The 26,418-nt window shown below is 46.1% G+C and carries 22 protein-coding genes and 1 tRNA gene; 14 read left to right on the forward strand and 9 right to left on the reverse strand.

Going from position 1 to position 26,418, the window contains the following annotated elements:
- Position 1 precedes the first annotated feature (1 nt).
- From J2W69_RS03530 to ccoN, 5 genes are all read right to left on the reverse strand, one after another.
- Positions 2 to 487, reverse strand: a complete 486-nt coding sequence (locus J2W69_RS03530) for a FixH family protein (RefSeq protein ID WP_310274625.1) — start codon at positions 485 to 487, stop codon at positions 2 to 4.
- Between the two features lie 73 nt (positions 488 to 560).
- Complete coding sequence (gene ccoP / locus J2W69_RS03535; protein ID WP_310274628.1) at positions 561 to 1,538, reverse strand: cytochrome-c oxidase, cbb3-type subunit III; 978 nt, start codon at positions 1,536 to 1,538, stop codon at positions 561 to 563.
- Positions 1,531 to 1,710 (reverse strand): cbb3-type cytochrome oxidase subunit 3, encoded by a 180-nt coding sequence (locus J2W69_RS03540; RefSeq protein ID WP_310274630.1) that lies wholly within the window; start codon positions 1,708 to 1,710, stop codon positions 1,531 to 1,533. Before J2W69_RS03540 ends, ccoP begins: the two co-directional genes overlap by 8 nt.
- A 5-nt stretch (positions 1,711 to 1,715) precedes the next feature.
- The gene (gene ccoO / locus J2W69_RS03545) at positions 1,716 to 2,357 is read right to left on the reverse strand and encodes a cytochrome-c oxidase, cbb3-type subunit II (protein WP_310274632.1); all 642 of its coding nucleotides are present in this window, start codon (positions 2,355 to 2,357) and stop codon (positions 1,716 to 1,718) included.
- A 10-nt stretch (positions 2,358 to 2,367) separates the two neighbouring features.
- A complete protein-coding gene (gene ccoN, locus J2W69_RS03550; RefSeq protein WP_310274634.1) occupies positions 2,368 to 3,795 on the reverse strand; it encodes a cytochrome-c oxidase, cbb3-type subunit I in 1,428 nt (475 codons plus the stop codon).
- A gap of 290 nt (positions 3,796 to 4,085) precedes the next feature.
- On the opposite strand from ccoN, the gene J2W69_RS03555 reads away from it, so the two are divergent.
- The gene (locus J2W69_RS03555; RefSeq protein WP_310274636.1) at positions 4,086 to 4,490 is read left to right on the forward strand and encodes a hypothetical protein; all 405 of its coding nucleotides are present in this window, start codon (positions 4,086 to 4,088) and stop codon (positions 4,488 to 4,490) included.
- On the opposite strand, the gene J2W69_RS03560 is transcribed toward J2W69_RS03555, so the two are convergent.
- Together J2W69_RS03560 and gap are read right to left on the reverse strand one after the other, a co-directional pair.
- Positions 4,487 to 5,332 (reverse strand): D-hexose-6-phosphate mutarotase, encoded by an 846-nt coding sequence (locus J2W69_RS03560; RefSeq protein WP_310274638.1) that lies wholly within the window; start codon positions 5,330 to 5,332, stop codon positions 4,487 to 4,489. The genes J2W69_RS03555 and J2W69_RS03560 overlap by 4 nt on opposite strands.
- 69 nt (positions 5,333 to 5,401) lie before the next feature.
- Positions 5,402 to 6,415 (reverse strand): type I glyceraldehyde-3-phosphate dehydrogenase, encoded by a 1,014-nt coding sequence (gene gap, locus J2W69_RS03565; RefSeq protein ID WP_008898729.1) that lies wholly within the window; start codon positions 6,413 to 6,415, stop codon positions 5,402 to 5,404.
- 185 nt (positions 6,416 to 6,600) lie between these two features.
- Between gap and malQ the strand changes: the two genes are divergently transcribed.
- The 5 genes from malQ (at position 6,601) to msrB (ending at position 15,233) form a co-directional block, all read left to right on the forward strand.
- Complete coding sequence (gene malQ, locus J2W69_RS03570; RefSeq protein WP_310274641.1) at positions 6,601 to 8,784, forward strand: 4-alpha-glucanotransferase; 2,184 nt, start codon at positions 6,601 to 6,603, stop codon at positions 8,782 to 8,784.
- A 152-nt stretch (positions 8,785 to 8,936) separates the two neighbouring features.
- Positions 8,937 to 11,114: a 1,4-alpha-glucan branching protein GlgB gene (gene glgB / locus J2W69_RS03575; RefSeq protein ID WP_310274643.1), complete on the forward strand. Its 2,178-nt coding sequence runs from the start codon at positions 8,937 to 8,939 to the stop codon at positions 11,112 to 11,114.
- A complete protein-coding gene (glgX, locus tag J2W69_RS03580; protein WP_310274644.1) occupies positions 11,111 to 13,162 on the forward strand; it encodes a glycogen debranching protein GlgX in 2,052 nt (683 codons plus the stop codon). Before glgB ends, glgX begins: the two co-directional genes overlap by 4 nt.
- 89 nt (positions 13,163 to 13,251) lie before the next feature.
- Positions 13,252 to 14,781, forward strand: coding sequence for an NADP-dependent phosphogluconate dehydrogenase (gene gndA / locus J2W69_RS03585; RefSeq protein ID WP_310274647.1), 1,530 nt, complete (start codon positions 13,252 to 13,254; stop codon positions 14,779 to 14,781).
- Between the two features lie 53 nt (positions 14,782 to 14,834).
- Positions 14,835 to 15,233: a peptide-methionine (R)-S-oxide reductase MsrB gene (gene msrB, locus J2W69_RS03590; protein WP_310274649.1), complete on the forward strand. Its 399-nt coding sequence runs from the start codon at positions 14,835 to 14,837 to the stop codon at positions 15,231 to 15,233.
- Here msrB and J2W69_RS03595 read toward each other — a convergent pair.
- Positions 15,214 to 16,008 (reverse strand): DUF2989 domain-containing protein, encoded by a 795-nt coding sequence (locus J2W69_RS03595; RefSeq protein WP_310274651.1) that lies wholly within the window; start codon positions 16,006 to 16,008, stop codon positions 15,214 to 15,216. The genes msrB and J2W69_RS03595 overlap by 20 nt on opposite strands.
- 165 nt (positions 16,009 to 16,173) lie before the next feature.
- On the opposite strand from J2W69_RS03595, the gene J2W69_RS03600 reads away from it, so the two are divergent.
- The 5 genes from J2W69_RS03600 to J2W69_RS03620 all read left to right on the forward strand — a co-directional run bounded on the left by J2W69_RS03600 (position 16,174) and on the right by J2W69_RS03620 (position 22,303).
- On the forward strand, positions 16,174 to 17,625 hold the full coding sequence (locus tag J2W69_RS03600) for a glyceraldehyde-3-phosphate dehydrogenase (protein WP_310274653.1): 1,452 nt from the start codon (positions 16,174 to 16,176) through the stop codon (positions 17,623 to 17,625).
- 160 nt (positions 17,626 to 17,785) lie between these two features.
- Positions 17,786 to 18,913 (forward strand): M14 family metallopeptidase, encoded by a 1,128-nt coding sequence (locus J2W69_RS03605; RefSeq protein ID WP_310274655.1) that lies wholly within the window; start codon positions 17,786 to 17,788, stop codon positions 18,911 to 18,913.
- A gap of 97 nt (positions 18,914 to 19,010) precedes the next feature.
- Complete coding sequence (locus J2W69_RS03610) at positions 19,011 to 19,337, forward strand: zinc ribbon domain-containing protein (protein WP_008898738.1); 327 nt, start codon at positions 19,011 to 19,013, stop codon at positions 19,335 to 19,337.
- Position 19,338: 1 nt separating this feature from the next.
- A complete protein-coding gene (locus tag J2W69_RS03615; RefSeq protein WP_310274657.1) occupies positions 19,339 to 19,620 on the forward strand; it encodes a YeaC family protein in 282 nt (93 codons plus the stop codon).
- Positions 19,607 to 22,303 (forward strand): DUF349 domain-containing protein, encoded by a 2,697-nt coding sequence (locus tag J2W69_RS03620; RefSeq protein ID WP_310274659.1) that lies wholly within the window; start codon positions 19,607 to 19,609, stop codon positions 22,301 to 22,303. The genes J2W69_RS03615 and J2W69_RS03620 overlap by 14 nt, the downstream gene beginning before the upstream one ends.
- 83 nt (positions 22,304 to 22,386) lie before the next feature.
- Here the strand turns inward: J2W69_RS03620 and ansA are convergent, their stop codons facing one another.
- Positions 22,387 to 23,400, reverse strand: coding sequence for an asparaginase (ansA, locus tag J2W69_RS03625; RefSeq protein ID WP_310274661.1), 1,014 nt, complete (start codon positions 23,398 to 23,400; stop codon positions 22,387 to 22,389).
- 233 nt (positions 23,401 to 23,633) lie between these two features.
- Between ansA and J2W69_RS03630 the strand changes: the two genes are divergently transcribed.
- From J2W69_RS03630 to uvrC, 3 genes are all read left to right on the forward strand, one after another.
- Positions 23,634 to 23,724 (forward strand) — tRNA-Ser (locus tag J2W69_RS03630).
- A gap of 214 nt (positions 23,725 to 23,938) precedes the next feature.
- A complete protein-coding gene (uvrY, locus tag J2W69_RS03635; protein WP_473091919.1) occupies positions 23,939 to 24,574 on the forward strand; it encodes a UvrY/SirA/GacA family response regulator transcription factor in 636 nt (211 codons plus the stop codon).
- A gap of 18 nt (positions 24,575 to 24,592) precedes the next feature.
- Positions 24,593 to 26,413 (forward strand): excinuclease ABC subunit UvrC, encoded by a 1,821-nt coding sequence (uvrC, locus tag J2W69_RS03640; RefSeq protein WP_310274666.1) that lies wholly within the window; start codon positions 24,593 to 24,595, stop codon positions 26,411 to 26,413.
- Positions 26,414 to 26,418 lie beyond the last annotated feature (5 nt).

Here is a 26,418-nt window from a genome sequence, read left to right on the forward strand (position 1 = left end):
GTTAATATCCCAGTTTAAATTCACCCAATTGAGGCAGCATAGTTGTGGCTCTAAGCTTCCAGTCTTTGTGTTCATCCGACACCACCAGATTCCATTTACCCTCTATAAGTTTGGGTAAAGTGGCGACATAAAGATTCTCGCCGCTACGTTCTGCCGTCACAATAAAGTCATTGGCCGCTATCGTATTGTGGAAAAACTCCAGTGTCAGATGCTGACCTAAGGTTTTATTTTGTTCAAACCGCACTATCACCTGATTGGCGGCAATCAGTGTACTGGCATCTAAGTTACGCAACTCGGCTTCACGGTACTTCGCCAGATTCATATTAATGGCGCGGCCTTCTTTGTAGTAGTCGTCCACCACCAAGTCCGGATTACTTTGCTGCATGATATAGATGGTATGGCCGCCTTTAACAAAGGATACGATGGGGAAGGCCAGTAGTAACCAGGGCCAGAACTGTTTGTACCAGGGTTTTGTATCATGCAACATCAGGTCTTCCTCTTTCAGATAGCAATAAGCCCCACAAGGCGGGGCTTATTTTACAGTTGAGCAGCAGAATAAACTACTTGCTGCTCTCTTCAGGACGAGATAAACGGTAGACATAGGCAGAAATAATATGAATTTTCTCTTCACCTAAAATCTCTTTGAACGCTGGCATTTCACCGTTTCGGCCTTTGACCAGACTTTCTTCCACTGCGCCAACTGAACCACCGTATAACCAGACATTGTCTGTCAGGTTAGGTGCACCAAATGGCAGGTTATGGGCTAAGCTGCCTTTACCATCAACACCATGACAAGCCGCACACATGCCAAATTTGGTTTTACCTGCAGCAGCGTCTTTATCATTTACCTTACGACCTGACAGGCTTAACACATAAGCTGTCATTTCTTTAATGCCTTGTTCACCTAAAGCATCACCCCAACCTGGCATAGCGGCTTTACGACCGTACAGCAGAGTTTCCTTGATTTTGTCTGGTGTACCACCGTACAGCCAGTCATCATCCGTCAGGTTAGGGTAGCCACGCTGACCACGGGCATCTGAACCATGACACTGAGCACAGTTTTGCAGGAACAAACGCTGGCCAATTTTCAAGGCTTCCGGATCATAAGCCAAATCCATAATGTCGCGGTTAGTGTATTTGGCAAACTCTTTGGCGTATGTTTCGTTGGCAGCTGCATATTCGCGGTCCAGCTGTACGTTTTTACCTTCCAGTCTGTTTTGCTCCACAGCGGCTTTGGATTCAGCCAGGTTTTTAATGCCCTGATTTGAACTGGTCCAGTCTAAAAAGCCTTTGTAGTTGCCAAGACCAGGGTAGGCCGCAAAGTAATAGACCGACCAGATTAAGGTGGCATAAAACATATAGGTCCACCATTTTGGCAGCGGGTTGTTAATCTCCTCAATGCCATCAAAATCATGACCCGTTGATTCGCCTTCTTTCACACCAACATGGTTTTTTAAGTTCCAGGTCAGAATGACGGCGCAAAATACGATACACGCTATTGTTAAGATAATGATCCAATAGCTCCAAAAGCTACTCATGATCCGACTCCTGTTTCTGTTGTTGTTTTGGTTTCTGGTCGTCTGCAAAAGGCAAATTAGCCTGTTCATCAAAGTCTGGCCTGCGTTTTAACACAAAAAGCCAGACCAAAAGACCAATAAAACCTACAAACACTAGCACGGTGAAAATACTGTGTAGGGTTGCTATATCCATAATGGTTACTTCAACGCCGTGCCAAGGGATTGCAGATATGCAATTAACGCCTGCATCTCTGTTTTACCCTTGACTGAATCAGTTGCTGCTGCAATTTCTTCGGCTGAATACATCACACCATCTTCATCGTCTGCATGCATTTTGCCTTTGGTTAACTTGTTAAAGATTTCCATCTTCTTCGGAGTTAACTCACCATCTAACAGATTTTCATCCAGCCATGGGTAAGCTGGCATGTTGGACTGAGGCACAACAGAGCGAGGGTCCATTAAATGGGCATGATGCCAGTCGTCACTGTAACGACCACCCACACGGGCCAAATCAGGACCAGTACGCTTAGAACCCCACAGGAACGGGTGTTCCCATACGCTTTCACCAGCCACAGAATAGTGACCGTAACGTTCCACTTCATGGCGGAAAGGACGGATCATCTGGCTGTGACAGTTGGTGCAACCTTCACGAATGAAAATGTCCCGACCTTCCAGCTGCAGTGCAGTGTATGGCTTTAAACCGTCGACAGGTTCGGTTGTTTCTTTGGAAAACAGCAAAGGAGTGATTTCAACCAGAGTACCAAAACTGATGGCAACCACAGTGCCTATGGCTAACCAGCCAGCGCTTTTCTCGAATATTTCATGATAGTTCTTAGACACAATAAGCTCCTTACGCTGCTTCAGCTATTGGTTCCAGAGCGCCATCTTTTGCTCTGATAGTTTTCACAACGTTATAGGCCATAATCAGCATACCGACGACGACGAAACAACCACCAATAAAGCGCATCAGGTAGAACGGGTAGGATGCTTCTAAGCTTTGTACAAAGCTGTAGGTCAAAGTACCGTCAGTGTTGACTGCACGCCACATCATGCCTTGCATAATACCGCTGATCCACATTGCAACTATGTAAAGAACCACACCAATAGTATGTAACCAGAAGTGGGTGTTAATCAGCTTAATGCTGTACATCCGGCCCTGATTAAATACTGCAGGGATCAGGTGATACATAGCACCTATAGAGATCATTGCAACCCAGCCTAAAGCACCAGAGTGAACGTGACCTATAGTCCAGTCGGTGTAATGCGACAGCGCATTTACGGACTTAATCGCCATCATCGGACCTTCGAAAGTCGACATGCCGTAGAAAGACAAGGACACAATCAGGAAACGTAAGATAGGGTCGGTTTTCAGCTTATGCCAGGCACCAGACAGCGTCATGATACCGTTGATCATGCCACCCCAGCTTGGAACAAACAGAATGACTGACATCACCATACCTACAGACTGAGTCCAGTCTGGCAGGGCAGTGTAGTGCAAGTGGTGAGAACCAGCCCAGATGTATAACGCAATCAGTGCCCAAAAATGCACTACAGATAAACGGTAGGAGTAAACTGGACGGCCAGCTTGTTTTGGTACGAAGTAATACATCATACCCAGGAAACCCGCTGTTAATAAGAAACCTACAGCGTTATGACCATACCACCACTGCACCATTGCATCCACTGCACCTGCATACACAGAGTAGGATTTAAACAGCGACACAGGGATCACCATGCTGTTGACGATATGCAAGGCTGCAACAGTGATAATAAAGGCGCCATAGAACCAGTTCGCTACGTAAATGTGGCTGGTGTTTCGTTTGACTAAAGTGCCAAAAAACACAATACCGTAAGAAACCCAAACCAGGGTGATCAGAATATCAATAGGCCATTCCAGCTCGGCATATTCTTTGCTCTGACTAATGCCCAAAGGCAAAGTAATAGCTGCAGCGATAATGACAATTTGCCAACCGACAAAAGTAAACATCGCCAGTTTTTCGGCAAAAAGCCTGACCTGACAAGTCCGCTGTACCACGTAATAAGAGGTGGCAAACAGAGCACTGGTACCAAATGCGAAGATTACCGCATTAGTGTGAAGAGGACGAAGACGACTATATGTTAACCATGCCGTGTCAAAATTAAGTGCGGGCCAATAGAGTTGCGCCGCAAGTAATACACCCACCACCATACCGACAATACCCCACAATACTGTGGTGACGGCAAAGAGGCGGACAACGGTATAGTTGTAGTCAACATTTAACGATTTGGTCTGGCTCATGTTGAGTTCCGCTGCAGTTTATTGCTAGTGATTAAAATTTCACCCTTAGGTGACCCTTCTTTTTGTTGATTAACAGTGTAGCAGCCTTCGCTCGTTTCAAAGCGGCTATACCCTTAACCATTTTGGGGCGAAATAATACGAGTTTTGCCTCTGAAAAGATAGGCAAAACAGCCTGTTTTATGATGTAGAACAATATTGCTGGTCGCAAAATAACCAATTGCAGCAGTGTTTTGCGTTTGATAGCTGCCTGAAGGTACACTGGCTACAGATTATCTACGGAAAATGGTCAGATGAGATTAGTGGTACTGGCAGTTTATTTACTTTGCCTGATGGGCTGTTCTGATAAAAAACCGACTGAAGCTGCTGCTATTTTACAATTGCATCAGGATGATCAGGTCAGCCTGAGTTTAAGCCCGGGCCAGGCTCCGGTTGAAGAGTTACTCACCTGGTCTGTGCAATTGTCCGAAGGCTGGCAGATCAAAGAAGCAAAAGTGGTTGGAGTGTCGATGAGTATGGGCACTATACCTCTGCTGTTTAAAGCTGTGGCGGGGCAACAGCAGCAGTATGTGGCCGAAATGGTGTTGGGTGCGTGCAGCCAGCCCCGGATGAAATGGCAATTGCACCTGATATTGCTTCATGCCACCCAAGGTGAAAAAGTATTGTTATTACCTTTTTATTCCAGCTGGCCTGACTAGCCCAGATAACGGATTTGTTGCACCAGTTGCAAAGGCGCTGTGTTGTTCAGGCTCAGGCGTGCTGTTTCAACACAAACAAAATCCAGATAGGCCAGGTCAGGTAAATCTTTTAATGCTGCTGCTTTTTCTGTCCATGGATTCCACAATACGCTGGCGTCCTGTCCTTGCTGGGTGATCAGCACAGTATTGTTTCCCTGCTTTAAGGCTAATTCACCGACTGTATCCAGATAGACTCTGTCTACTTCTTCAGAGAACTTCAGTTCAGGCTGCTGTTGTACACATAGAGCACCACCTCTGACTTTGTCCAGATAAGCTCCGGCCAAAGTGCTGACTGCAACCTGATGCACTGAATCCACGCAAAAATAGCTATGTAATGCGGCTTGCTGTAAACCCTGGTCTGAACTTAGTGTCAGGGATAATGCTGCTTCGGTTAACTCTAAGGTTAAGCTTAGAGAAGAAGGGGCGTTGGAATAAGGCAAAGCTTCTGTTTTTATCTGCAGCTGGATACTGACTGCCGTTTCAGTGACTGACTGCTTAACAACCTGCCAGAGTTCAGTACGCACTACACCATGATTAGGTAATTTTTGCTGTTCAGGATTAAGTTCTGTCGCTACAGGGCCAAACCAGGGCCAACACACTGGCACTCCACCACGAATAGGGCTGTTATTTCGCCACTCAGCTTCCGGAGACAGATACATCACTTCGGTGCCAGCTTTGGGCTGATAAGAAAGCAGATGAGCGCCATAGCTACTGATCACAGCTTTAGCCTGACCACAGCTTAATACATAACAGGGTAAGTCATCTAAGTGGGCAAAACCTGATTGTGCAGTAATGCTGTTCATTCGATAGCCTCAGATTCGACGGAAAGAAAAGGCGGCTAAAAAGCCGCCTCAATGATCTTCAGCACAAGGTTACTGACTATGTTTCATCAGTTCAACAGTGTTATCCAGCATACGGTTACTGAAACCCCACTCATTGTCATACCAGGCCATTACTTTCACCAGGCGGCCGTTTACACGGGTTTCGCTGGCATCAAAAATAGAGGACATAGGGTTGTGGTTAAAGTCGACGGACACCAGTGGTAAATCGTTTACAGCTAACACCTGATTCATAGGGCTTTGCGCTGCAGCCTTACGGATAATGTCATTGACTTCTTCTACCGTGGTATTACGACCGGCAATAAAAGATAAATCCACTAAAGACACGTTTAGTGTTGGTACACGTACCGCTAAACCGTCAAATTTACCTTTCAGCTCTGGTACTACTAAACCTACTGCTGCTGCTGCGCCAGTCTGAGTTGGGATCATCGACATGGCCGCTGCACGGGCACGACGTACGTCGGTGTGATAGACATCACTTAAGCGCTGATCGTTGGTATAAGCGTGAATAGTGGTCATTAAACCTGATTCAATGCCCAGGGCATCGTTTAACGGCTTGGCTATAGGAGATAAACAGTTGGTGGTGCATGAAGCGTTAGAGATAATAGTCATGTCTTTGGTGATGACATCATGGTTTACACCATAGACTACAGTCGCATCCACATCTTTGGCCGGAGCAGAGATAATGACTTTTTTAGCGCCAGCTGTTAAATGTGCACCAGCCGTCTGACGATTGGTAAAGAGGCCGGTACATTCCAGTACTACATCAATATTCAGTTCGTCCCAAGGCAGATTTGCCGGGCTACGCTCACTTAAGGTCAGAATTTCATCTTTATTTACAAAAATTGCTTTGTCTGAGTGCTCTACGTCAGCAAAAAAGATGCCGTGTGCCGTATCGTACTTCAGTAAATGAGCATTAATAGCGGCATCGCCTAAATCGTTAATGGCTACAACTTTGATGTCATAATTTTTCTTTGACTCATATAAAGCGCGTAAAACGTTGCGGCCAATGCGGCCAAAACCATTAATTGCTACACGAATTGTCATAACCTATCCCCAGACTGTAATTTAATTCTGTAATAAAATTACATTTTTTGTCATTCTTTTCAAGTGCAAAAAAGTTATGCATTCGTATTTTCTTAATCCGGGTCTTGAATCTGGAGTAGACTGTGGTAGTTAATTTTCCCTAACCATTTACTTTTCTGAGCAAAAAGCCGGTCGCTGGAGCCTTTATGGACAAACAATTACTTTCTGATCTGATTGCCTTCACTGGCATAGAAACACAATTTACCGACGCATGGGGCAATCAATCAGAAGTCGCAGAGCAAAACTTATTAACCTTATTGGCAGCCCAGGGTTTTGCTGTGGATAATGACGCTCTTGCCCGTGAGCAATTATTGGAACGTCAGCAAGACCATTGGGAGCAACTATTGGATCCGGTCTCGGTGCAAAAATCCGGGCAGGATACACAAATCCAATTGAAGTTGCCTATAGTGCTCGCCAATACCGCTTTAGAGCTGGTACTGACCACTGAACAGGGCAAAACACATCATTTTACCGTTACAGCCACAGAAGATGCAGACTTAAATCAGGTGATGGTGTTTGATGGTGAAGAATATCAACAATATCAATGGACTTTGCCAGTTTTACTGGAACAGGGTTACCACAGTTTAAGCCTGACTATAGGCGAGCTGGAGTTTGTTCAATCACTGATCATTACGCCATCCAGTTGTTTCCAGCCTGCTGAGTTCAGAACACAAAAGCAGTGGGGCCTGTCCGTCCAATTGTATTGCGTACGTTCAGAGCAAAACTGGGGTGTGGGTGACTTCGCCGATCTGCGGTTTCTGCTTGGGCATTTGGCCAAACAAGGCGCTGACTTTGTTGGCTTAAACCCAATACATGCGCTCTATCCTGCTATGCCGGAATCCGCCAGTCCTTATAGTCCTTCATCTCGCCGCTGGTTAAATATTATCTATTTAGCCGTACCGGAAATGGTCGGTTATGAGCATTGCCAGCAAGTAAAACAACTGATTAGTGCACCGGGATTTAAGCAACAACTCGAAGCTGCCCGTGCAGCGGACTGGGTGGATTACACTGCCGTAACCCGTTTGAAGCTGCCAGTGCTCAAAGCATTGTATCAATGGTTTACTGAGCATCAGGCTGAACATCCTGAACTTGCGCAGGCTTTTTCTGTATTTAAACAACAATCTGGTGAAAGTTTATTACAGTTGGCGCTTTACGATGCAATTCATGCCCATTTGATCCAAAAAGACAGCAATGCATGGGGCTGGCCTGTATGGCCTGAAGCCTGGCAAAGACCTGACAGTGAAGAAGTGCTGGCTTTTGCCAAAGAGCACGAGCATGAACTGGATTTTTATTGTTATCTGCAATTTATTGCCCGCGAACAGCTGGCTAAAGCTCAGGCTTTTGCCAAAGAGCAGGGCATGTTATTGGGCTTGTACCGTGATTTAGCTGTAGGTGTCAGTGAAGCTTCTACTGAAATTTGGGGCAACCCGGAGTTGTATTGCCGTGATGCCAGCGTAGGGGCTCCACCTGATATTTTAGGACCTAAAGGCCAAAACTGGGGTTTGCCTCCTATGTTGCCTTACCAGATGTTCCAGCAAGCCTATCGCCCTATGATCGATTTGTTCCGCGCTAATATGCAAAATTCGGGCGCTTTGCGTATTGACCACGTGATGGCTTTATTGCGTTTGTGGTGGGTACCTAAAGGTGCGCAAAGTGCAGGTGAAGGCGCTTATATCTATTATCCGATTCAGGAGCTGTTAGGTATTCTGGCGCTGGAGTCGCAGCGCCACCAGGTGGTGGTGATAGGGGAAGACTTAGGCACAGTACCGGATGGCATTCGTGAAATACTGGCTGAATACGGTATGTATTCGTACCGGGTGTTTTTCTTTGAAAAAGCAGAAGATGGTGGTTTTGTGTCACCTGCGCACTATCCGGTGCAGGCGATGGCCACTTTGACGACCCATGACATGCCAACCTTAATAGGCTACTGGCATTGTGGCGATTTGAACTTAGGTAAAACAGTAGGCTTGTATCAGGATCATCAGTTACCGGCTTTGTTCCAGTCCCGCCACGAAGACAAGCAAAAGATTTTAGATTCTTTGCATGGTCATCAGATGCTGGACCCTAACTTTAGCCAAAATGTCGATCAGGTGGGAATGAGCACAGAACTGAGTTATGCCATTCAGCGCCATGTCGCTAAAGGCTCCAGCCAGCTGTTGTGTTTGCAGCTGGAAGACTGGATGGAAATGACAGAGCCTGTAAATATTCCGGGTACCAGTGATGAATACCCGAACTGGCGACGCAAATTGTCCATGACGCTGGAGCAACTTGCACAGCAACAGAACGTCAATCAGTTGCTGCAAGAGCTGACCCGTTTGCGCCGCAGCTAACGGGCCTTCAACAGGGATATGAAAGCCGTAGAAAAGCTTCAGAGCTGCGGCTTCATATCATTCACTGAGAAAACTGTCATAACCTCGTGGCAGTTTTAGTGTAATTTGTTATCTTAGAAACCAAGACGGTAAAAAAATCAAAAGGATAGTTCATGTCCGTAACTCAGTTAGCTTCTGTCAGTTGCTCTTCTCCCTTTTCTGTATTGTCCTGGCAGAAGGGGATAAGCAAAGGTTTAATGATCCGGGCTTACTTACCCGACGCCGCCAAGGTGGAAGTGTTTGATTTTGCCAGCCGCAAATCTTTAGGTGTGATGACAGCTGTGTCTGCATTACATGGTTTATTTGAGCTGGAGTTACCCACAAAACGTAAAGCCAGCCCTTACTATTTTCAGATAGAAACTCCTCATCATCATAGTTACATGCTGATTGACCCTTATCAGTTCCAGGATGAAGCCTACTACGCTGTGCATTTTGTCAGCAGCAAGCCGGAAAACCTGTATAAACAGCTGGGTGCCCAGTTAGTTGAACTCAATCTGGGTAAAAAGAAACTGAATGCGACCCGTTTTGCGGTGTTTGCGCCTAATGCGTCCAGTGTCAGCCTGATTGGTGACATGAATCAATGGGATGGTCGTCGTCATCCGATGCAGCGCACTGAATGTGGCCATTGGGTCCTGGTGATGCCGGAAGTGGGCGCTGGTGTACGCTATAAATTTGAAATCAAAGATGCTTTTGGTAATTTATTGCCACACAAAGCGGATCCGCTGGCTTTTGCTGCTGAACAGTATCCGTCTCATGCTTCTTTAGTGTACGACCACAGTAAATACCAGTGGCTGGATCAGCAATGGCAAGAGCGTCATTTTGACCCTTATCATCAGCCGATGAGTATTTATGAGTTGCATCCTGGTTCGTGGAAACACAATCAGCATGGCGAGCCTCTGAGCTACAACGAACTGGCGCTTGAACTTATTCCTTATGTGCTGGATATGGGCTATACCCATATTGAATTGCTCCCTGTGATGGAGCATCCGTATTCAGGCTCCTGGGGTTACCAGCCTTTGGGCTTATTTGCTGCGACTTCGCGTTTTGGTACCCCCGATCAATTTAAAGCCTTTGTTGATGCCTGCCATCAGGCCGGAATAGGCGTGATTTTAGATTGGGTTCCGGCGCATTTCCCTGAAGATGCCCATGGCCTGGCCCGTTTTGATGGCAGCCATTTATACGAATACGAAGATCCACGTCGTGGCTGGCATCCGGACTGGAATTCCTGCATTTACGACTACGGCAAAGATCCAGTGCGACAGTTTTTGGTCGCCAGTGCCTTGTTTTGGCTGGATTATTTCCATGTTGACGCACTGAGGGTGGATGCAGTGGCTTCTATGCTGTATCTGGATTATTCCCGCCGCGAAGGTGAATGGGTGCCCAATATAGATGGCGGCAATCATAATTATGAAGCGATCAGTTTATTGCGCTGGCTGAATAACGAAGTGTACAGCCAGTACCCTAAAGCCATGATGATTGCTGAAGAGTCGACTTCTTTTAACGGCGTCACCCGGCCTGTGGATTTGGGCGGTTTGGGTTTTGGCTTTAAATGGAATATGGGCTGGATGAATGACAGCCTGCGTTATATCAGCAAAGATCCGGCTTATCGCAAGTTTCACCATAACGATTTAACTTTTTCTATGGTGTATGCTTTTAACGAAAACTTTATTTTGCCCTTATCCCATGACGAAGTGGTGCATGGTAAAGGCAGTCTTCTCAATAAAATGCCTGGGGATGAATGGCAGCAAGCCGCTAATTTAAGGGCTTATTACGCCTTTATGTTTGCCCATCCTGGTAAAAAACTGAATTTTATGGGCAATGAGTTTGGTCAGGGCACTGAGTGGGATCACAATCAACAACTGCCCTGGTTCTTATTGTCTTTTGAAAAACACAAAGGGGTGCAGCAACTGTTCCGCGATTTAAACCTGACCTATAAAGCCTGTACACCATTGCATCAACTGGATCATGACCCACAAGGCTTCCGCTGGATTAATTATCAGGATGCTGAGCACAGCACTTTAAGTTTCTACCGAATGGACCAACAAGGTCAGGCTGTGTATGTGGTCAGTAACTTTACTCCAGTGCCCCGAAGCAGCTTCCTGCTGTCTGTAGCAGAGCAGGGCGAATACGAAGTGATCCTCAATACGGACAGCGAATATTATTGGGGTAGTAATTATCCGGTCGGCGAATATTTACCAGCGTTGCCAGCCGCTGCTTTTGGCTTAAATTATATGGTGCAATTGGACTTACCGCCTTTGTCGACCCTTTATCTGAGACGTAAAACATCGTGAGTACAAAACCAGAGCAACATTCCGAATGGATAAGTAGTACAGGTACTGCTTATCCTCCAGGTCCAAGTCAGACCGCTGCACATAGCTGGAATTTCTCAGTTTACGCGCCGGATGCCTCTTCGCTCTGGTTATGTTTGTTTTGTCCCGACACTGAAGAACCTTTGGCAGAAATTGAGTTTTTTGCCCGTACCGGCGACGTCTGGCATCTGCACGTCGAAGGCATTAAAGCTGGTACTTTGTATGGCCTGCGAGCCGCAGGGGTCTGTCAGGCAAGTTCAGGTCTGGTGTTTGACCGTAACAGATTATTAATAGACCCTTATGCCAAACAACTGAACCGGGCTTTGGTCTGGAATGAGCGCTTGTATCAGGTTCATAGCCACTATATGGTACCCAAAGGCGTGTTGGCATCGCCGCAGTTTGACTGGCAAAACAGTAAAAAACCCGCGATACCCCGCGAGAAAACCATTATTTATGAAGCTCATGTCAAAGGGCTGACCAGATTGCACCCGGACGTGCCTGAGGCGCTGCGTGGCAAATACCAGGGCATGTGTCATCCGGCAGTGATCCAGCATTTAAAAGACTTAGGTATTACCACAGTACAGCTGTTGCCTGTGGCCAGCTTTATGAGTGAACCCCGTTTAGAAAAGCTGAAGCTGACGAATTATTGGGGTTATAACCCTATTAACTTTTTTGCACCTGATGCCCGCTATCAGGTGGATGATGCCGTCACTGAATTTAAAGAACTGGTGCGCACTTATCATCAGAATGGGCTTGAAGTTATTCTGGATGTGGTGTTTAACCATACCGCAGAAGCTGAGGATTATCGGTTAAGTTTCAGAGGCTTAGCTAATAGACATTACTATCTGTTTGAAAATCATGCCGACATTACCGACTACCAGCAAAACTGCAATTACAGCGGCTGTGGCAATACGCTGAATGTGGCCCATCCTGTCACTCAACGTCTGGTGCTGGATGCCTTGCGTTATTGGGCAACAGAAATGCAGGTGGATGGTTTCCGCTTTGATTTGGCCGTCACTTTAGCCCGCGAACATAAACGTTTTGATGCCTACGCCACCTTTTTGCAGGTAATAGCCCAGGATCCAGTGTTAAGTCAGGTGAAGCTGATTGCTGAACCCTGGGATTTAGGGCCTTTTGGTTACCAGCTGGGACAATTCCCGGCACATTGGTCAGAACTGAACGACAAATGCCGTGATACGTTTCGCTCGTTTTGGCGACAAGACCCTGGACAGTTGCCCCAATTTGCCACTCGTTTGCTGGGGTCACGTGACATTTTCCAAAAACATCATAAACCCGCCTGTTGCAGCGTAAATTACATCAGTTACCACGATGGTTTTACCTTGCAGGACATGGTGTGTTATCAGGATAAACACAACTGGCTGAATGCGGAGCAAAATCGCGATGGCCACGGCCATAATTTGAGTCTGAATTATGGGGTTGAAGGCCCTAGCAGCGATGCCGACATTTTGCAGAAACGGTTTCAGCATAAACGTAATCTGGTCGCCAGCCTGATGCTTAGTCAGGGCATAGTGCATTGGTTAGGCGGGGACGAACTCAGCCATACTCAGCAAGGCAACAATAATGCTTATTGTCAGGACAATGAGATCAGCTGGCTGCACTGGCAACTGGATTATCAGGCCACGCAGTTTCTGATTTTTGTTAAAAAGATGATTCAGCTGCGCCAGACGTTCAGTTGTTTACAGCAATTGTCTTTGCTGGACGATCAGTATCAATTACATGGCGATAAACATCAGGTCAGCTGGTATCTGGCGGATGGCAGTGTCAAACAAGACGAACACTGGACAGATCCGTACAAAACCAACTGTGTGTTTGTGATAGAGCATTTAAAAGATCATCAGGCCATGCTGGTCATTATTAACGCCAGTGATCATCCGCTGCAGGTCGAACTACCTAAAAAAAGCTGGCAGTTGTTGCTTGATACTCAATTTGAAACCGGTGAGATGCTGGAAAAAGCAGCAACCAGAACCCGTTATCTGCAGAGCGAGCGATCTTTATCCATCTGGACCTGAGTTTTTTCAGTTGAGCTTTTTCTTTATCCATAGTTTTCCAGTATAATCGCGGCCACTTTTGCAGTGCCGGATTTTAAAAGGAAAATCAAATGTCTGAGACATCCGTATTATGTGATATAGGTTTTGTCGGCGCAGGTGTAATGGGGAAAAACCTCATTTTGAATCTGGCTGATCACGGTTATCGGGTTGCCGCTTTTGATTTAGACCATAAAAAACTGGAAGCTGTTATAGCGCAGGACAAAGCCGAGCGGGGCGACAAACCGGCCCGGGTGATCAGCTGCAGCTCTTATACAGAACTTCTGTCGCGTTTATCTTCTCCTCATTTAGTTATTTTATCTGTGCCAGCTGGCAAACCTGTAGATGATGTCTGTTTAAAATTGATTGACGCAGGTATTCAGGCGGACGATATCATTGTCGATACAGGCAACAGTCTGTGGACTGATACAGTGCGTCGTGAAAAACATTACGAAGGGAAATTTATTTTCTTCAGCACTGCGGTTTCTGGTGGTGAAGTGGGCGCCCGTTTTGGCCCGTCCCTGATGCCAAGTGGTGATCCATATGCCTGGACTCGTATTGAGCCTATCTGGCGTGCTATTGCCGCTAAAGTGGATCCTGCAACAGGTCGTCCGCTTGAGCGCCATGAACCAGGCAACCCTGTCACTGAAGGCGAACCTTGTGCCACCTATATTGGGCCGGGCGGCTCAGGTCATTACGTCAAAATGGTACACAACGGCATTGAATACGCCGATATGCAGCTGATTTGTGAAGTGTATCAGGTGATGCGTGATGCGCTTGGCATGAGTGCAGAACAAGTGTCTAAAGTGTTTAAAGAGTGGAATCAGGGCATTTTAAACAGCTACCTGATGGAAATCAGTGCTGAAGTGCTGGCGACCAAAGATTCAGAAACAGGTTTGCCTTTGGTGGACGTCATTCTGGATAAAGCTGGTCAGAAAGGCACAGGTCTCTGGACTGCGGTCAGTAGTCTGGAGTTAGGTTGCCCTGCGCCTACTATAGCTGAAGCTGTATTTGCCCGGTCCATGTCAACCTTAAAAGATCAGCGTGTGCTGGCTTCTACTTTGCTGGCAGGTCCGGTGCGTGAGCATTGCACCAGCCAAAGCGCTGAGCTGATGATTAAACAGCTGCATGATGCGCTCTACTGCGCCAAAATCTGTGTTTATGCCCAGGGTTTTGATTTAATGAAAACAGCGGCGGCAGAACATGGCTGGCAGTTGAACTTTGCTGAAATAGCCAAGATCTGGCGTGCTGGCTGCATTATCCGTGCTGTGTTTTTACAGTCTATTACCGACGCTTATGAGCGTAATGACGATTTACAGAATTTATTGCTGGACCCGTTTTTTGCAAAACAAATCTCTGTGAATCAGATGAACTGGCGCCGTGCTGTGGCCGAAGCCGCTATGACGGGCATTCCTGTGTCTGCATTAAGTTCTGCATTGAGTTATTACGACTCGTACCGCACCGCAGTGTTGCCTGCCAACCTGCTGCAAGGACAACGGGACTACTTTGGCGCTCATACCTTTGAGCGTACAGATAAAGCCAAAGGTAAAACTTTTCATGTGGACTGGAGTCATACCGACAGGCCGATGCAAAAAGTTAAGTAAATTAAAAAGCTCCGGAAGGAGCTTTTTAATTGGTCGACAGCCAGGGGGAGCGAATGAATAAAACTGAGCAAGAGTGGCGCGAGCAGTTATCTGATGAGCAGTACAGAGTGACACGACAAAAAGGCACTGAATACCCTTTTAGCGGTACTTTGTTGCATAACAAAGACACAGGCTGTTACCACTGCGTCTGTTGTCAGCAGCCGTTGTTTGATTCTGCAGATAAATTTGATTCAGGCTGCGGCTGGCCTTCATTCAGTAAAGCCATCAAAGGACAGGTCAAATACGAAAGGGATCTGTCCCATGGTATGAATCGGATTGAGATTTTATGCCAGCATTGTGACGCACATTTAGGTCATGTGTTTGATGATGGCCCGGCACCTACCGGGCAACGTTATTGTGTGAATTCTGTGTCTTTGTTATTTAATCCGGACCTTAAAATTTCGGCGGAGTAAAATGCCCAAGTTGCAGCTGAGCTAAGGTATGTTCAGCTGTTTCTTTTATTTTTTTGTGATCAAGCTGTGCTTGTTCCAGATAAATTTTCAACTCCTGCAATTCCACATTAAAAGCACCACTTTTTTGTGCCAACAAGGCCCAATGGTAGGAACTGGCATAGTCTTTCTTTTTGTAAAACATACTGGTTAAAGACGCATAAATCTCCGGATCGACCTTTGGATTGGGTGGATAGAGCGATAAAGCGTGATGTAACAACTGGATGCTTTTTTCTCTGTCTCTTTTACTGTAATAACTGACCAATGCCATTTGCAGCTGTGGGGTTTCCAGCTCGTTATTTTGTTCCGCCAGTAAAAAACGTTGCAGATGACTGTCACTTTTATTGCGTGACCAGTGATAATACAACAGATGTGGATCGTCTGAACTGACTGTCTCGTTGCTTAAGCGTTTGATTTCTCTCAAGCTTGTCAGGTAACCAACCATGCGGGTGCTGGTTTTTTCTTTGAGTTTAATATGCTCAATACCAGCAGCCAGTTCGATACATTTTGAATACTTTTCAAAATCCAGCAGCAACTGATATTTGTTTTTGTCCGACGGCAGGCGCTTTTCTTCAAAGCGTTGCATAATCAAATCACGGCGCTGAAAATTGCAGTGGGAGTCGTCATTCAGGTCGGTACACAAGCCCGGCTCTTTGTCGCAGACAGCACGCAAGGTCAGCTCGCCTTCGGAGCAGGCACTCAGTAACAGGGCAGTTAATAGTAACAACAGGTATTTCATACACATCTCATCAGTTCTGTCTGCCTTCAGCATAACGAAGAATTCAGAAAAAATCTTTTTGTAATTGTTGTCGTAGTATTACATGTTCAATTACAATGCGCCTGCCTCAATGTGGCGATGACCACAGGCACACCTCTGAACCTACAAGACGTAAAAGGCGAAACCATGACTCTATCACACGAAGAACAGTATCAACGCAGCTGGCAGGAACGTCAGGAATACGCTGAGAACATGCAACCTATTATAGGTCGTTTGTACCGTAATAAAGGCATTGAAGTTGTGGTTTACGGCCGTCCTCTGGTCAATGCAACGACCATTGATATCATCAAGGCTCATAAAACAGTAGAACGCTTTGAACATCAGAAGCTGCGTTTAAGAGAAAGTTTTCCGCTTTTAGAAGCCATTTCCAAAATGGAACTGGCTCCAGGCCGCGTCGATATTGGTAAACTGGCCTTTGCTTATTTATACAAAAATGCCGGTGAAGGTCAGACTTTACAGCAGTATTTAGATAGTCAGCTGTCTGAAATATTACACCATGGCGATCAAATTAAGCCGGTAGACGTCGTATTGTACGGTTTTGGCCGTATTGGCCGTTTATTAGCCCGTCTGATGCTGGAACGTTCAGGTCCAAGCAGCAAGTTACGCTTACGTGCCATTGTTGTGCGTGGCGGCCGTAAAGGTGATTTAGAAAAACGCGCCAGTCTGCTGCGTCGTGATTCTATCCATGGCCCATTTAACGGCAGTATTACGGTGGATGAAGAAAACGTTGGTATTAAAGCTAACGGTACTTTTATTAAAGTAATTTATGCCGACTCTCCTGAATTGGTGGATTACACCCAGTACGGCATTCATGACGCTTTAGTCGTGGATAACACCGGTATTTGGAAAGACGATAAAGAATTGTCTATTCACTTTAAATCCAAAGGTGCAGCCAAAGTTCTGTTAACAGCCCCTGCAAAAGGTGACGTTCACAACGTGGTCTATGGCGTGAACCATAACATGATCCAGCCGGAAGACCGTATTGTCTCTGCAGCCAGCTGTACGACCAATGCCATTACACCTGTATTAAAAGCCTTAAACGATGAGTTTGGCATCAAAAATGGTCATGTTGAAACTGTGCATTCGTACACCAACGATCAGAACTTAATCGACAACTACCACAAAGCTGAACGTCGTGGTCGTGCTGCGCCACTGAATATGGTCATTACGTCGACCGGCGCTGCCAGCGCTGTGGCTAAAGCCCTGCCTGAACTTAAAGGCAAGCTGACCGGAAATGCCATTCGGGTGCCAACACCTAACGTCTCTATGGCGATTTTGTCATTAAACCTGAACAAAGAAACCAACCGTGACGAGCTGAACAACTACCTGCAAAAAGTAGCCTTGTTCTCAGAATTGCAAGATCAGATTGATTTCACCAGCTCGACTGAAATTGTATCCAGCGATTTGGTGGGTTCACGTTACGCTGGTGTGGTCGATTCACAAGCCACTATAGTGCAGGATGATCGCTGTGTACTGTACGTATGGTACGACAACGAGTTTGGCTACAGCACTCAGGTGATTCGCGTTATGAACGAAATGGCCGGAATAAAATACCCAACGTTGCCAGTCAACAAGTAGACATTGATCTCAAAGCAGGCCGCCTTAGTGCGGCCTTTTTGATTATTTAAGGTGGCCAAATCTGTAGCTTCGGCTGAACAGTAAGAAATTTAATGTTATGATGCCGGTCCGTTAAGACTGCCTTGAGGCAGCATCTGTCACTCAACCAAGTGGATATGTTATGAAAATTACCTGTAATTTTGACAGCGGTAATATTGAAGTGATCAAAGCCGAACATCCTGCCGATATTCAGCTGGCGATCCGCAAAGACCACAACTCAGACTTCTACCAATGGTTCCATTTCCGTTTGCATTCTCAAAGTACTGAACCTCACACTATTCGCATCGTTAATGTCAAAGACTCTGCTTATCCGGATGGCTGGAAAGGCTATCAGGCTGTGGCATCTTACGATAGAGAAAACTGGTTCAGAGTGGAAACCCAACTGGTTAATGACGAGCTGGTGATCACTCATTACCCTGAAGCTGAATCAGTGTACTTTGCGTATTTTGCGCCTTACAGCTACGAACGTCATATGGACTTACTGCATCAGGCCCAAAGCTCTGGTATGGCCCAAATTGTTGAGTTGGGTGAAACCTTAGACGGTCGTGATATGAGTATGCTGGTGGTGGGCGAACCTGCGGATGGCAAGAAAAAAATATGGATCACAGCCCGCCAACATCCCGGCGAGTCTATGGCCGAATGGTTTGTTGAAGGTTTATTAGACAGACTGCTGGATGAAGATGACGGCGTTGCCCGCACTTTGCTGGAAAAAGCTGTGTTTTACATAGTGCCAAATATGAACCCTGATGGCAGCGTTCGTGGTCATTTGCGTACCAACGCCGCTGGTGTGAACTTAAACCGTGAATGGCAAACGCCAAGTATGGAAAAAAGCCCGGAAGTCTATTTAGTACGTCAACAGATGCTGGAGACTGGGGTTGATATGCTGCTGGATGTGCATGGTGATGAAAATCTGCCGTACAACTTTGTTGCAGGGGCTGAAGGTGTGCCTTCGTACAATGCCAAAATGCAGCAGTTAGAGACCAGCTTTAAAGATGCAATGTTGTTAGTCACTCCAGAGTTTCAGACTGAATTTGGTTATGAGCTGGATGCACCGGGTCAGGCGAATTTGACCATAGCGTCCACCTGGGTGGCAGAGCAGTTTAAGTGCTTGTCTTACACCCTTGAAATGCCATTTAAAGACAATGCTAATTTGCCAGATCTGGCTTATGGCTGGTCTGATGTGCGGTCAATGAAACTGGGGCAGGATAGCCTGGTGGCGATACGAGCTGTGGTTGACCAACTGCGGTAAACAAACCCTGTCTACAGAAGATGCAGGTCAGCCTGAGCTGGCTTGCAAACTTGTTCTTTTGCTTTATAGTGCGCCATAACTTTCAGAGGGTTTTACTATGGCAATTATTTCCTGCCCACGTTGTGGTAAAAAGATTTCGGATAAAAGTCAGACCTGCCAGCATTGTCAGTTGGATTTAAGCGGTATGACTGCGGAAAGAAAACATCACTTAGCCATTGAAGCACAGGATAAAAAAGTTCAGAGTGCACTCAATCAGTCCATGCTGGCCTTGATCCTGTTTTTAGCTGGTTTCTGTTTTTTGTATTTTTGGGCTTTAGAGCCGGATGGTTACGAAACCATGGTGTCCCAAGGCATGATTGCTGGTGGTTTTCTTTGGTATATTTACGCCAGAGCCCGCCTGATTTATCTGAAGCGAAAAAAGTAATATGGATTTCAAAGCTCTTGTGCTGGCGATGTCGCCTGATACCTATCAATCCTTGTTAGATACAGTAGCCACGGGTCGTTGGGCCGATGGTGTTGCTCTTTCCGATATGCAAAAAGCTCATACTCAGCAACTGGTGATGGCTTATCAGGCCTATGTACTCAAATCCACTGAGCCCTATACCATAGGGGCAGATGGTCAGATGGTGGTTAAATCCAAAGCTGAAATGAAAAAACAATTCCCTCAGGACTCTTCGATAGCAAGGTTTGCGCATGATGATCTTTAAACGTTGGTTTGCACCTAAATGGCAACACAAAGACGCTGCAGTGCGGCAACAAGCTATTGCCGGCTTAAATGTGGACGCTCAAAACAAAGAAATTTTGCACGAGCTGGCTTTTAATGATGGCCATGAAGCGGTACGCCGTGCAGCTTTGGAAAAACTCAATGAGTTTTCTTTATGGTGGCAAGCCAGCAAGCAGGATAACGCCGAACGTTTAAAGCAGTATGCTGAAAGCCAGTTGGTACAAATGGTGCTGGAAAATCGCATCTCTGCGCCATTAAAACGTCAGTTTATTGAAGAATGTCACAGAAGCAGTATTTTAGAAAAATTAGCTCTGACAGAAGTCGATACTGATATTCGTTTTTCGCTGCTGATGCGGCTGAAAAAAAACGAACTGGTGTTAGCCAACTTGCAGCAAGACCTGTTAAATCTGGAGCAAAAGCGTCAGCTATTGGCTTTGATTACCGATCAAAAACAACTGGAAAAGCTCAGTAAACAATTGGCTGAGCCTTTGGCCAGTGAATTAAAGCTGCAACTCCAAGAGCTTCAGCAAGCCAAAGACAAGCCAGTTCAGGTACGTAAAGTGATCAACCTGCTGCTGGCAAAATTAAACGCTGTGCGTGAACGTGGTGATTTAACCCAGATGCAGCAAAAATGGCAGCAATACCAACAGGAATGGGACTCAGCTCAGTCTGATCTCGCTTTGTTGGATGATGCAGCTGAACTGACGCAAAAGTTTAATAAAATAAAATTGCTCACTGAAGCTGCCTGGGCACCTTTGTTGAAAGAGCAGCAACAGCAGCTGGCTCAACAACAAAAACTGGCGGCCTTAAAACAGCAGCAGCAACAGCTTGAAACAGAGCTGCAAGCCTTGCAACAAGAGTTAGCACAACTGATGTCAGAAGGCCGGTTGGATGAAACCGATCCCTTGGCTGCAAAGGCGACAAGCTTGTTACAGCACGTCTCACAAAGTGATTTAGCGGCACCAGTAAAAACCAGTTTGCAAAAAGCAGTGACGGCTTTTGAGCGCCAGTTGCAACAACTGCCGGCTCAGGCTGAGCAACTGTTTAAACTGACCCGTTTATTGGCAGACTGGTCTTCAGCAGCACTTCCAACAGATACGACCCAGTTTCAACAGATCGAAGCTAAATATCAGCAATGGCAGCAGGAATGGAATAAAGGCCGTAAGACCTTAGGTGCTATGTTGCCTGACAGCCTGGCGGAAGCGCAGCAACAACTCAACGCACAGTGGCAGGATCTGATGACAGGTTTTGCCGGTCAGGCAGATAAAAATCTGAAATCTGTTCGTTCTAAACTTGCTGAGTTTCGTCGTTTATATGAAGCAGGGCGCTATAAAGTATTGTTTGGATTGTTTAAAGGCATTCAACAAAGTTTCGCTGAATTAACACCAGCTCAGCAGCAACAACTGGCTAAAGATTTCCAGGCCGCAGAGCAGCAACTGCAGCAACTCAATGAGTTACAAAACTATATAGCTACGCCTCGCAAACAAGAGTTGGTCGCACAAATGCAGGCTTTGGCTGAAGCCACTGATGTTGAAGCACCACAAAGAGCAGAGCAGGTGAAGTTAGCTCGTGCCACCTGGCAGACCTTAGGCCGTGCTGATGAAGCAGTAGAGCAGGAGCTGAATCAGGCGTTTAACCTGGCCTGTGAGCAGGCTTTTGCACCATGCCGCGATTATTTCGCTGCACAGGATGAGCAACGTAAGCAAAATGCTGTGATTAAACAGCAGATTCTGGCCGATTTAACCGCCTTGTTGGATCAACCTCTGGATAAAGGCTTTGACAGTCAACTGACGGCATTGCAAAAAAGCTGGCGTGAAAGTGGTCCAACAGAATCTGCGCTTTATAAAGAATTGGCTGCTCAGTTTAAGACGCTGGTGGATCAGCTCAAGGCCAGGGTTCGTGGTCAACATGAACAAAACCTTGCAGAAAAACAACAGTTAGTTGAAAAAGCGCAGTTGCTGCTGACCTTGTCTGTGGATGAAGCGGTAGCTGGAGCTAAGAAGTTACAACAAGACTGGAAACAGATTGGTTTTGCCGGTAAAACTGACCAGCAGTTATGGTCACAATTCCGAGTGGTTTGCGATCAGATTTTTGCCAATAAAACTGCGGCAAAACAGCAGCAAGACCAGCAATGGTCAGAGCAGCAACAACAGACCGAAGCCCAATTCACTGAAGTAACACAACAAGCTGCACAGGCAAGCACAGCAGCAGAACTGCATGCCGCTCAAAGCGCGTTAAAAGCGTTGGATGTGCCGGCTAAGTCAGCGTTATTGCAGCAAAAACAGCAGTTATTCACAGAGCTGCAGCACAAACTGGAAACATTAGAGCAATCCGCTTTTAATGCCAGTTATCAGCAGTTGTTTGACGCTTTGGCTCAGTCTGATGTAACGGCTGAATCTATACCAGCTCGTTTTCGTGAAGACTTTGCCAAAGGCAATGAATCCCAGTTGACTCGTGCTCAACTGACGACTGCGATAGAACTGATCAGTGGCAAAGACTGTGTCGCTGCTGATAAAGCCCAGGTGCAGTTGCAGTTATTATCGGACAAACACAATTCGGGTCATAGTCTGACAGTGGATGCATTGTTAAAACGCTGGTTAAGTTTTGGCGCTGTCAAAGCAGAAGAGCAGGGCTTAGTGGAGCGTTTACGAGTGGTGTTTGCATAACTCTTGTTTAACTTAACAAAAATGTAGATGAAAAAAAGCCAGCGCAAGCTGGCTTTTTTTTGTCTTTGTAAAAGACGGGTCTTTTACAGTGTCAATTCACCACGCAAACTTTGTTGCATAAATAACCTTACTTGCTCAGTGCTTAAAGGCTGGCTGAGTAAATAATGCAGTTTAGTTAAGGTGGCTTCCAGTGTCATATCGTAACCACTGATCACACCGCACTCTCGCAGGGCGTTGCCTGTGGCATAACCGCCCATATTCACTTTGCCTTTAAAACACTGAGTACAGTTGACAATAATGGTGCCACGCTTAGAGGCTTCTGTTAAGGCTTCCAGCAGTTCTGGTTGTTGTGGAGCATTGCCGACACCATAAGATTTAATAATCAGGGCTTTGATAGGAGCTGCAGCCATGTTTCTGATCACATCCGCACTGATGCCCGGATACAAAGTCACGACGCTGATCGGCTGAGGGGTAATTTGTGCAATCTTTAAAGCTTTGGTCACAGCAGTAGAGGCCAGATGGCCAGCCACTAAATTGATATGAATACCAGCTTCAATCAGCGGTGAAAAGTTCGGAGATGCAAAGGCATCAAAACCATCGGCATCAGCCTTGGTAGCTCTGTTACCGCGAAAGAGTTTATTGTTAAAAAACAGCGCCACTTCGGCTATAGGGTAATAAGCCGCCAGATAGAGCGCATTCAATAAATTTACCTGACCGTCAGAGCGCAATTGTGCCAGCGGAATTTGCGAGCCAGTGACTATGACGGGCTTAGCCAAATCTTCCAGCATAAAAGATAAAGCAGAGGCGGTGTAGGCCATAGTATCAGTGCCATGCAACACCACAAAACCATCGTAGTCGGCATAATGGCTTTGAATATCAGTGGCAATTTCCAGCCAGTGCGCTGGTGTCATATCGGAAGAGTCAATCACCGGATGGTATTCGTGGATATCAAATTCCGGCATTTCTGAGCGGTAAAATTCCGGCATGCTTTTGACCGTATCGGATAAAAAGCCGGGCACAGGTACAAAACCATTGCTGGATTGCTGCATACCTATAGTACCGCCTGTGTAGGCGACATAAATTCGTTTTTTGTTCATGACAGAGAAGGTCCTGATCTGTTGTGTTGCTATTGTAATCAACAGCGGCGGGGCTGTCAGGTTTTGTTCGGTTTAATCTGTATCCACGCAGTTATTTCGCTTTGAATACCGCTGAAAGGTGAAGAAAATTGTGAAAAATTGACCACTTTGCACAAATGCTGAGCAAACGGATTAAAAGCGATAGAAAAGCACTTTACAAAAAAAGGCGGGCCCCCTAATATGACGTCCAACGCGGAGGGGTGGCAGAGCGGTTTAATGCACCGGTCTTGAAAACCGGCGAAGGTTAATAGCCTTCCGAGAGTTCGAATCTCTCCCCCTCCGCCATTAAAACCACCATCAAGGTGGTTTTTTTATATTACGAGCCTCTATATCTCATTGCTTTATATAGCTTTTCTGTTTCACACATAAAAATTCCATGTTACTTATCGCATTCGCTTATGAAGTGCTTGAGCTTTATCCTGTCTCTGCTTTATGCTCGGACATAACCCAGCTAGACTGGAATAGTTAACCTGGTCGCGGAGATATCAAATTGATTAATGTGTTATTAGTGGATGATCACGAGCTGGTTCGGACCGGCATCAGTCGTATACTAATGGACGAACGTGGCATTAAGGTCATAGGTGAAGCTATTTCCGGTGAAGCTGCAATCCAATTTTGTCGTCATCAGGAACCAGACGTGGTGCTGATGGACATGAATATGCCTGGTATGGGCGGTATGACGGCGACTAAACGTATTTTGCATTATTGCCCTGAAATCAAAATTCTGGCGTTATCTGTCTCCTGCGAAGAGCCGGTTCCAACCAAAGTGATGCAATTAGGCGCTTCAGGTTTTATCTCCAAAAATGCTGCCCCTGCAGAAATGGTCAGCGCTATTCGTAAAGTGCATGCAGGGGAGCGTTATATCTCAGGTGAGGTGGCGCAAAAAATGGCGATGAGCCGGGTCACCAGCAGCAATCAAAATCCTTTTGAAGAGTTATCGGACCGTGAAATGCAAATTATGCTGATGATCACCCGTGGTCAGAAGGTCAACGATATCGCTGAGCAGTTAAATGTCAGCGCCAAAACCGTCAATTCCTATCGTTACCGTATGTTTGAAAAACTGGATATCAGTGGAGATGTTGAGTTGACGCATTTAGCATTACGGCATGGCATGATTGACATTGCAAAGTTATAACCCTTTTCCTTATGTTTGATGCCGATGTTTGACGCCAAGAGCTTCCTGAAAACAGCGCCCCATATGCCGGGCGTCTATCGTATGATGGATCAGAAAGAAACCGTTATTTATGTCGGTAAAGCCAAAGATCTGAAAAAACGTTTATCCAGTTACTTTCGCCAGAATGTTTCCGGCAGTAAAACCCGCGCCTTAGTCAGTCATATTCATAGTGTCGAGCTAACAGTCACCCAAAGTGAAACAGAAGCGCTGATTTTAGAAAACAACCTGATTAAGCAGTACCTGCCTAAATACAATATTTTGCTGCGTGACGATAAGTCTTACCCATTTATTTTGATCACCAACCACAAACATCCTCGTATCAGCTCGCACCGTGGGCCTCGCAAAGTGGAAGGGCAGTATTTTGGCCCTTATCCAAGCGCAGGCGCTGTCTGGCAAAGTTTAAAGCTGCTGCAAAAAGTATTTCCTATCCGCCAGTGTGAGGACGGTTTTTATCGCGCCCGCACCCGGCCTTGTTTGCAGTACCAGTTAAAGCTGTGTTCAGCGCCTTGTGTCGGCAAAATATCAGATGAAGACTATGCTGCCGAAGTAAAAAATACCTCGCTGTTTCTATCCGGTAAAAGCCAGCAATTGATAGAGCAACTGGTGCAGCAAATGGAAAAAGCCAGCACTGAAATGGCTTTTGAAAAAGCGGCCCAGTTTCGCGATCAAATTGTCAGTTTACGCAAAGTTCAAGAGCAGCAATACGTCAGTGGCGATCACGAAGAAATGGATGTGATAGCTTTGGAGTGGTCGCATGGTGTGGCTTGTATCCATGTGCTTTTTATACGCGATCATAAAGTGCTGGGCAGTAAGAACTTTTTCCCTAAAGTACCGGCAGGTTCTGCACCTGAAGAAATTTTACCCTCTTTTTTAGCTCAGTTTTATTTAAGTGGTGCCGGTGGCCAAATGATGCCTAAAGAGCTGGTACTGAGCGAGCAGGTCGAAGATGACGAGCAACTGGCGCAGGCTATTAGTGAACTCGCGCAGCGTAAAGTCAGTTTTGTTTATGCCAAACGTGGTGAAAAAGCCCGTTATCTGGCTTTAGCACAAAAAAATGCACAAGTGGCTGCTGCCACTAAGTTGTCTGTCAAAGAGCAGGTTGCAGTGCGTTATCGTGAGCTTAAACAGACATTAAAGCTTGAGTTTTTAGAGCGGATGGAGTGTTTTGACATCAGTCATACCATGGGGCAATCAACCATTGCTTCTTGCGTAGTATTTGATGGTCAGGGACCGAACAAAAGCGAATACCGCCGTTTTAATGTCGAAGGCATTACACCTGGGGATGATTATGCCGCTATGTTATTTGCGCTGAATAAACGCTACAGCAAGCTCACAGATGAAAGCCGGATCCCGGATTTGATTTTAATAGACGGCGGCCAGGGCCAACTGACTCAGGCCATCGATTTTTTCAGCAGTTGGCCTTTTGCTAAAAAACCAGTGCTGGTGGGGGTAGCAAAAGGCACTAGTCGCAAGCCTGGTTTAGAAACTTTAATTTTGCCCGATAACCCTGCAGGTTTTTCCTTAGCTGCAGAGTCACCTGCTTTGCATTTAATTCAGCAAATCCGCGATGAAGCGCACCGTTTTGCCATTACAGGCCATCGAAATAAACGCGGTAAAGCCATTATTAAAAGCCCATTGGAAAATATCGACGGAGTAGGTGAGAAACGCCGACAAGCTTTGTTACAATACCTCGGAGGTTTGCATGGCGTGATGCAGGCCTCTGTGGACGAACTCGCGACAGTACCGGGAATTTCCAGGCAACAGGCCGAAAAGATTTACCAGGCATGTCACAATAACTAAATATG

Source organism: Rheinheimera soli, from assembly GCF_031457405.1.
GTDB lineage: Bacteria > Pseudomonadota > Gammaproteobacteria > Enterobacterales > Alteromonadaceae > Pararheinheimera > Pararheinheimera soli_A.

What these genes read in the sequence shown, in the direction of transcription:
- ccoP (WP_310274628.1), bottom strand. Translation starts at nt 1,538, where the DNA reads ATGAGTAGCTTTTGGAGCTATTGGATCATTATCTTAACAATAGCGTGT.
- uvrC (WP_310274666.1), top strand. Translation starts at nt 24,593, where the DNA reads ATGCCGATGTTTGACGCCAAGAGCTTCCTGAAAACAGCGCCCCATATG.
- glgB (WP_310274643.1), top strand. Translation starts at nt 8,937, where the DNA reads ATGTCCGTAACTCAGTTAGCTTCTGTCAGTTGCTCTTCTCCCTTTTCT.
- J2W69_RS03620 (WP_310274659.1), top strand. Translation starts at nt 19,607, where the DNA reads ATGATGATCTTTAAACGTTGGTTTGCACCTAAATGGCAACACAAAGAC.
- gndA (WP_310274647.1), top strand. Translation starts at nt 13,252, where the DNA reads ATGTCTGAGACATCCGTATTATGTGATATAGGTTTTGTCGGCGCAGGT.
- J2W69_RS03610 (WP_008898738.1), top strand. Translation starts at nt 19,011, where the DNA reads ATGGCAATTATTTCCTGCCCACGTTGTGGTAAAAAGATTTCGGATAAA.
- J2W69_RS03555 (WP_310274636.1), top strand. Translation starts at nt 4,086, where the DNA reads ATGAGATTAGTGGTACTGGCAGTTTATTTACTTTGCCTGATGGGCTGT.
- msrB (WP_310274649.1), top strand. Translation starts at nt 14,835, where the DNA reads ATGAATAAAACTGAGCAAGAGTGGCGCGAGCAGTTATCTGATGAGCAG.
- J2W69_RS03600 (WP_310274653.1), top strand. Translation starts at nt 16,174, where the DNA reads ATGACTCTATCACACGAAGAACAGTATCAACGCAGCTGGCAGGAACGT.
- ccoN (WP_310274634.1), bottom strand. Translation starts at nt 3,795, where the DNA reads ATGAGCCAGACCAAATCGTTAAATGTTGACTACAACTATACCGTTGTC.
- J2W69_RS03605 (WP_310274655.1), top strand. Translation starts at nt 17,786, where the DNA reads ATGAAAATTACCTGTAATTTTGACAGCGGTAATATTGAAGTGATCAAA.
- J2W69_RS03615 (WP_310274657.1), top strand. Translation starts at nt 19,339, where the DNA reads ATGGATTTCAAAGCTCTTGTGCTGGCGATGTCGCCTGATACCTATCAA.
- malQ (WP_310274641.1), top strand. Translation starts at nt 6,601, where the DNA reads ATGGACAAACAATTACTTTCTGATCTGATTGCCTTCACTGGCATAGAA.
- J2W69_RS03540 (WP_310274630.1), bottom strand. Translation starts at nt 1,710, where the DNA reads ATGGATATAGCAACCCTACACAGTATTTTCACCGTGCTAGTGTTTGTA.
- J2W69_RS03560 (WP_310274638.1), bottom strand. Translation starts at nt 5,332, where the DNA reads ATGAACAGCATTACTGCACAATCAGGTTTTGCCCACTTAGATGACTTA.
- J2W69_RS03595 (WP_310274651.1), bottom strand. Translation starts at nt 16,008, where the DNA reads ATGAAATACCTGTTGTTACTATTAACTGCCCTGTTACTGAGTGCCTGC.
- gap (WP_008898729.1), bottom strand. Translation starts at nt 6,415, where the DNA reads ATGACAATTCGTGTAGCAATTAATGGTTTTGGCCGCATTGGCCGCAAC.
- ansA (WP_310274661.1), bottom strand. Translation starts at nt 23,400, where the DNA reads ATGAACAAAAAACGAATTTATGTCGCCTACACAGGCGGTACTATAGGT.
- J2W69_RS03530 (WP_310274625.1), bottom strand. Translation starts at nt 487, where the DNA reads ATGTTGCATGATACAAAACCCTGGTACAAACAGTTCTGGCCCTGGTTA.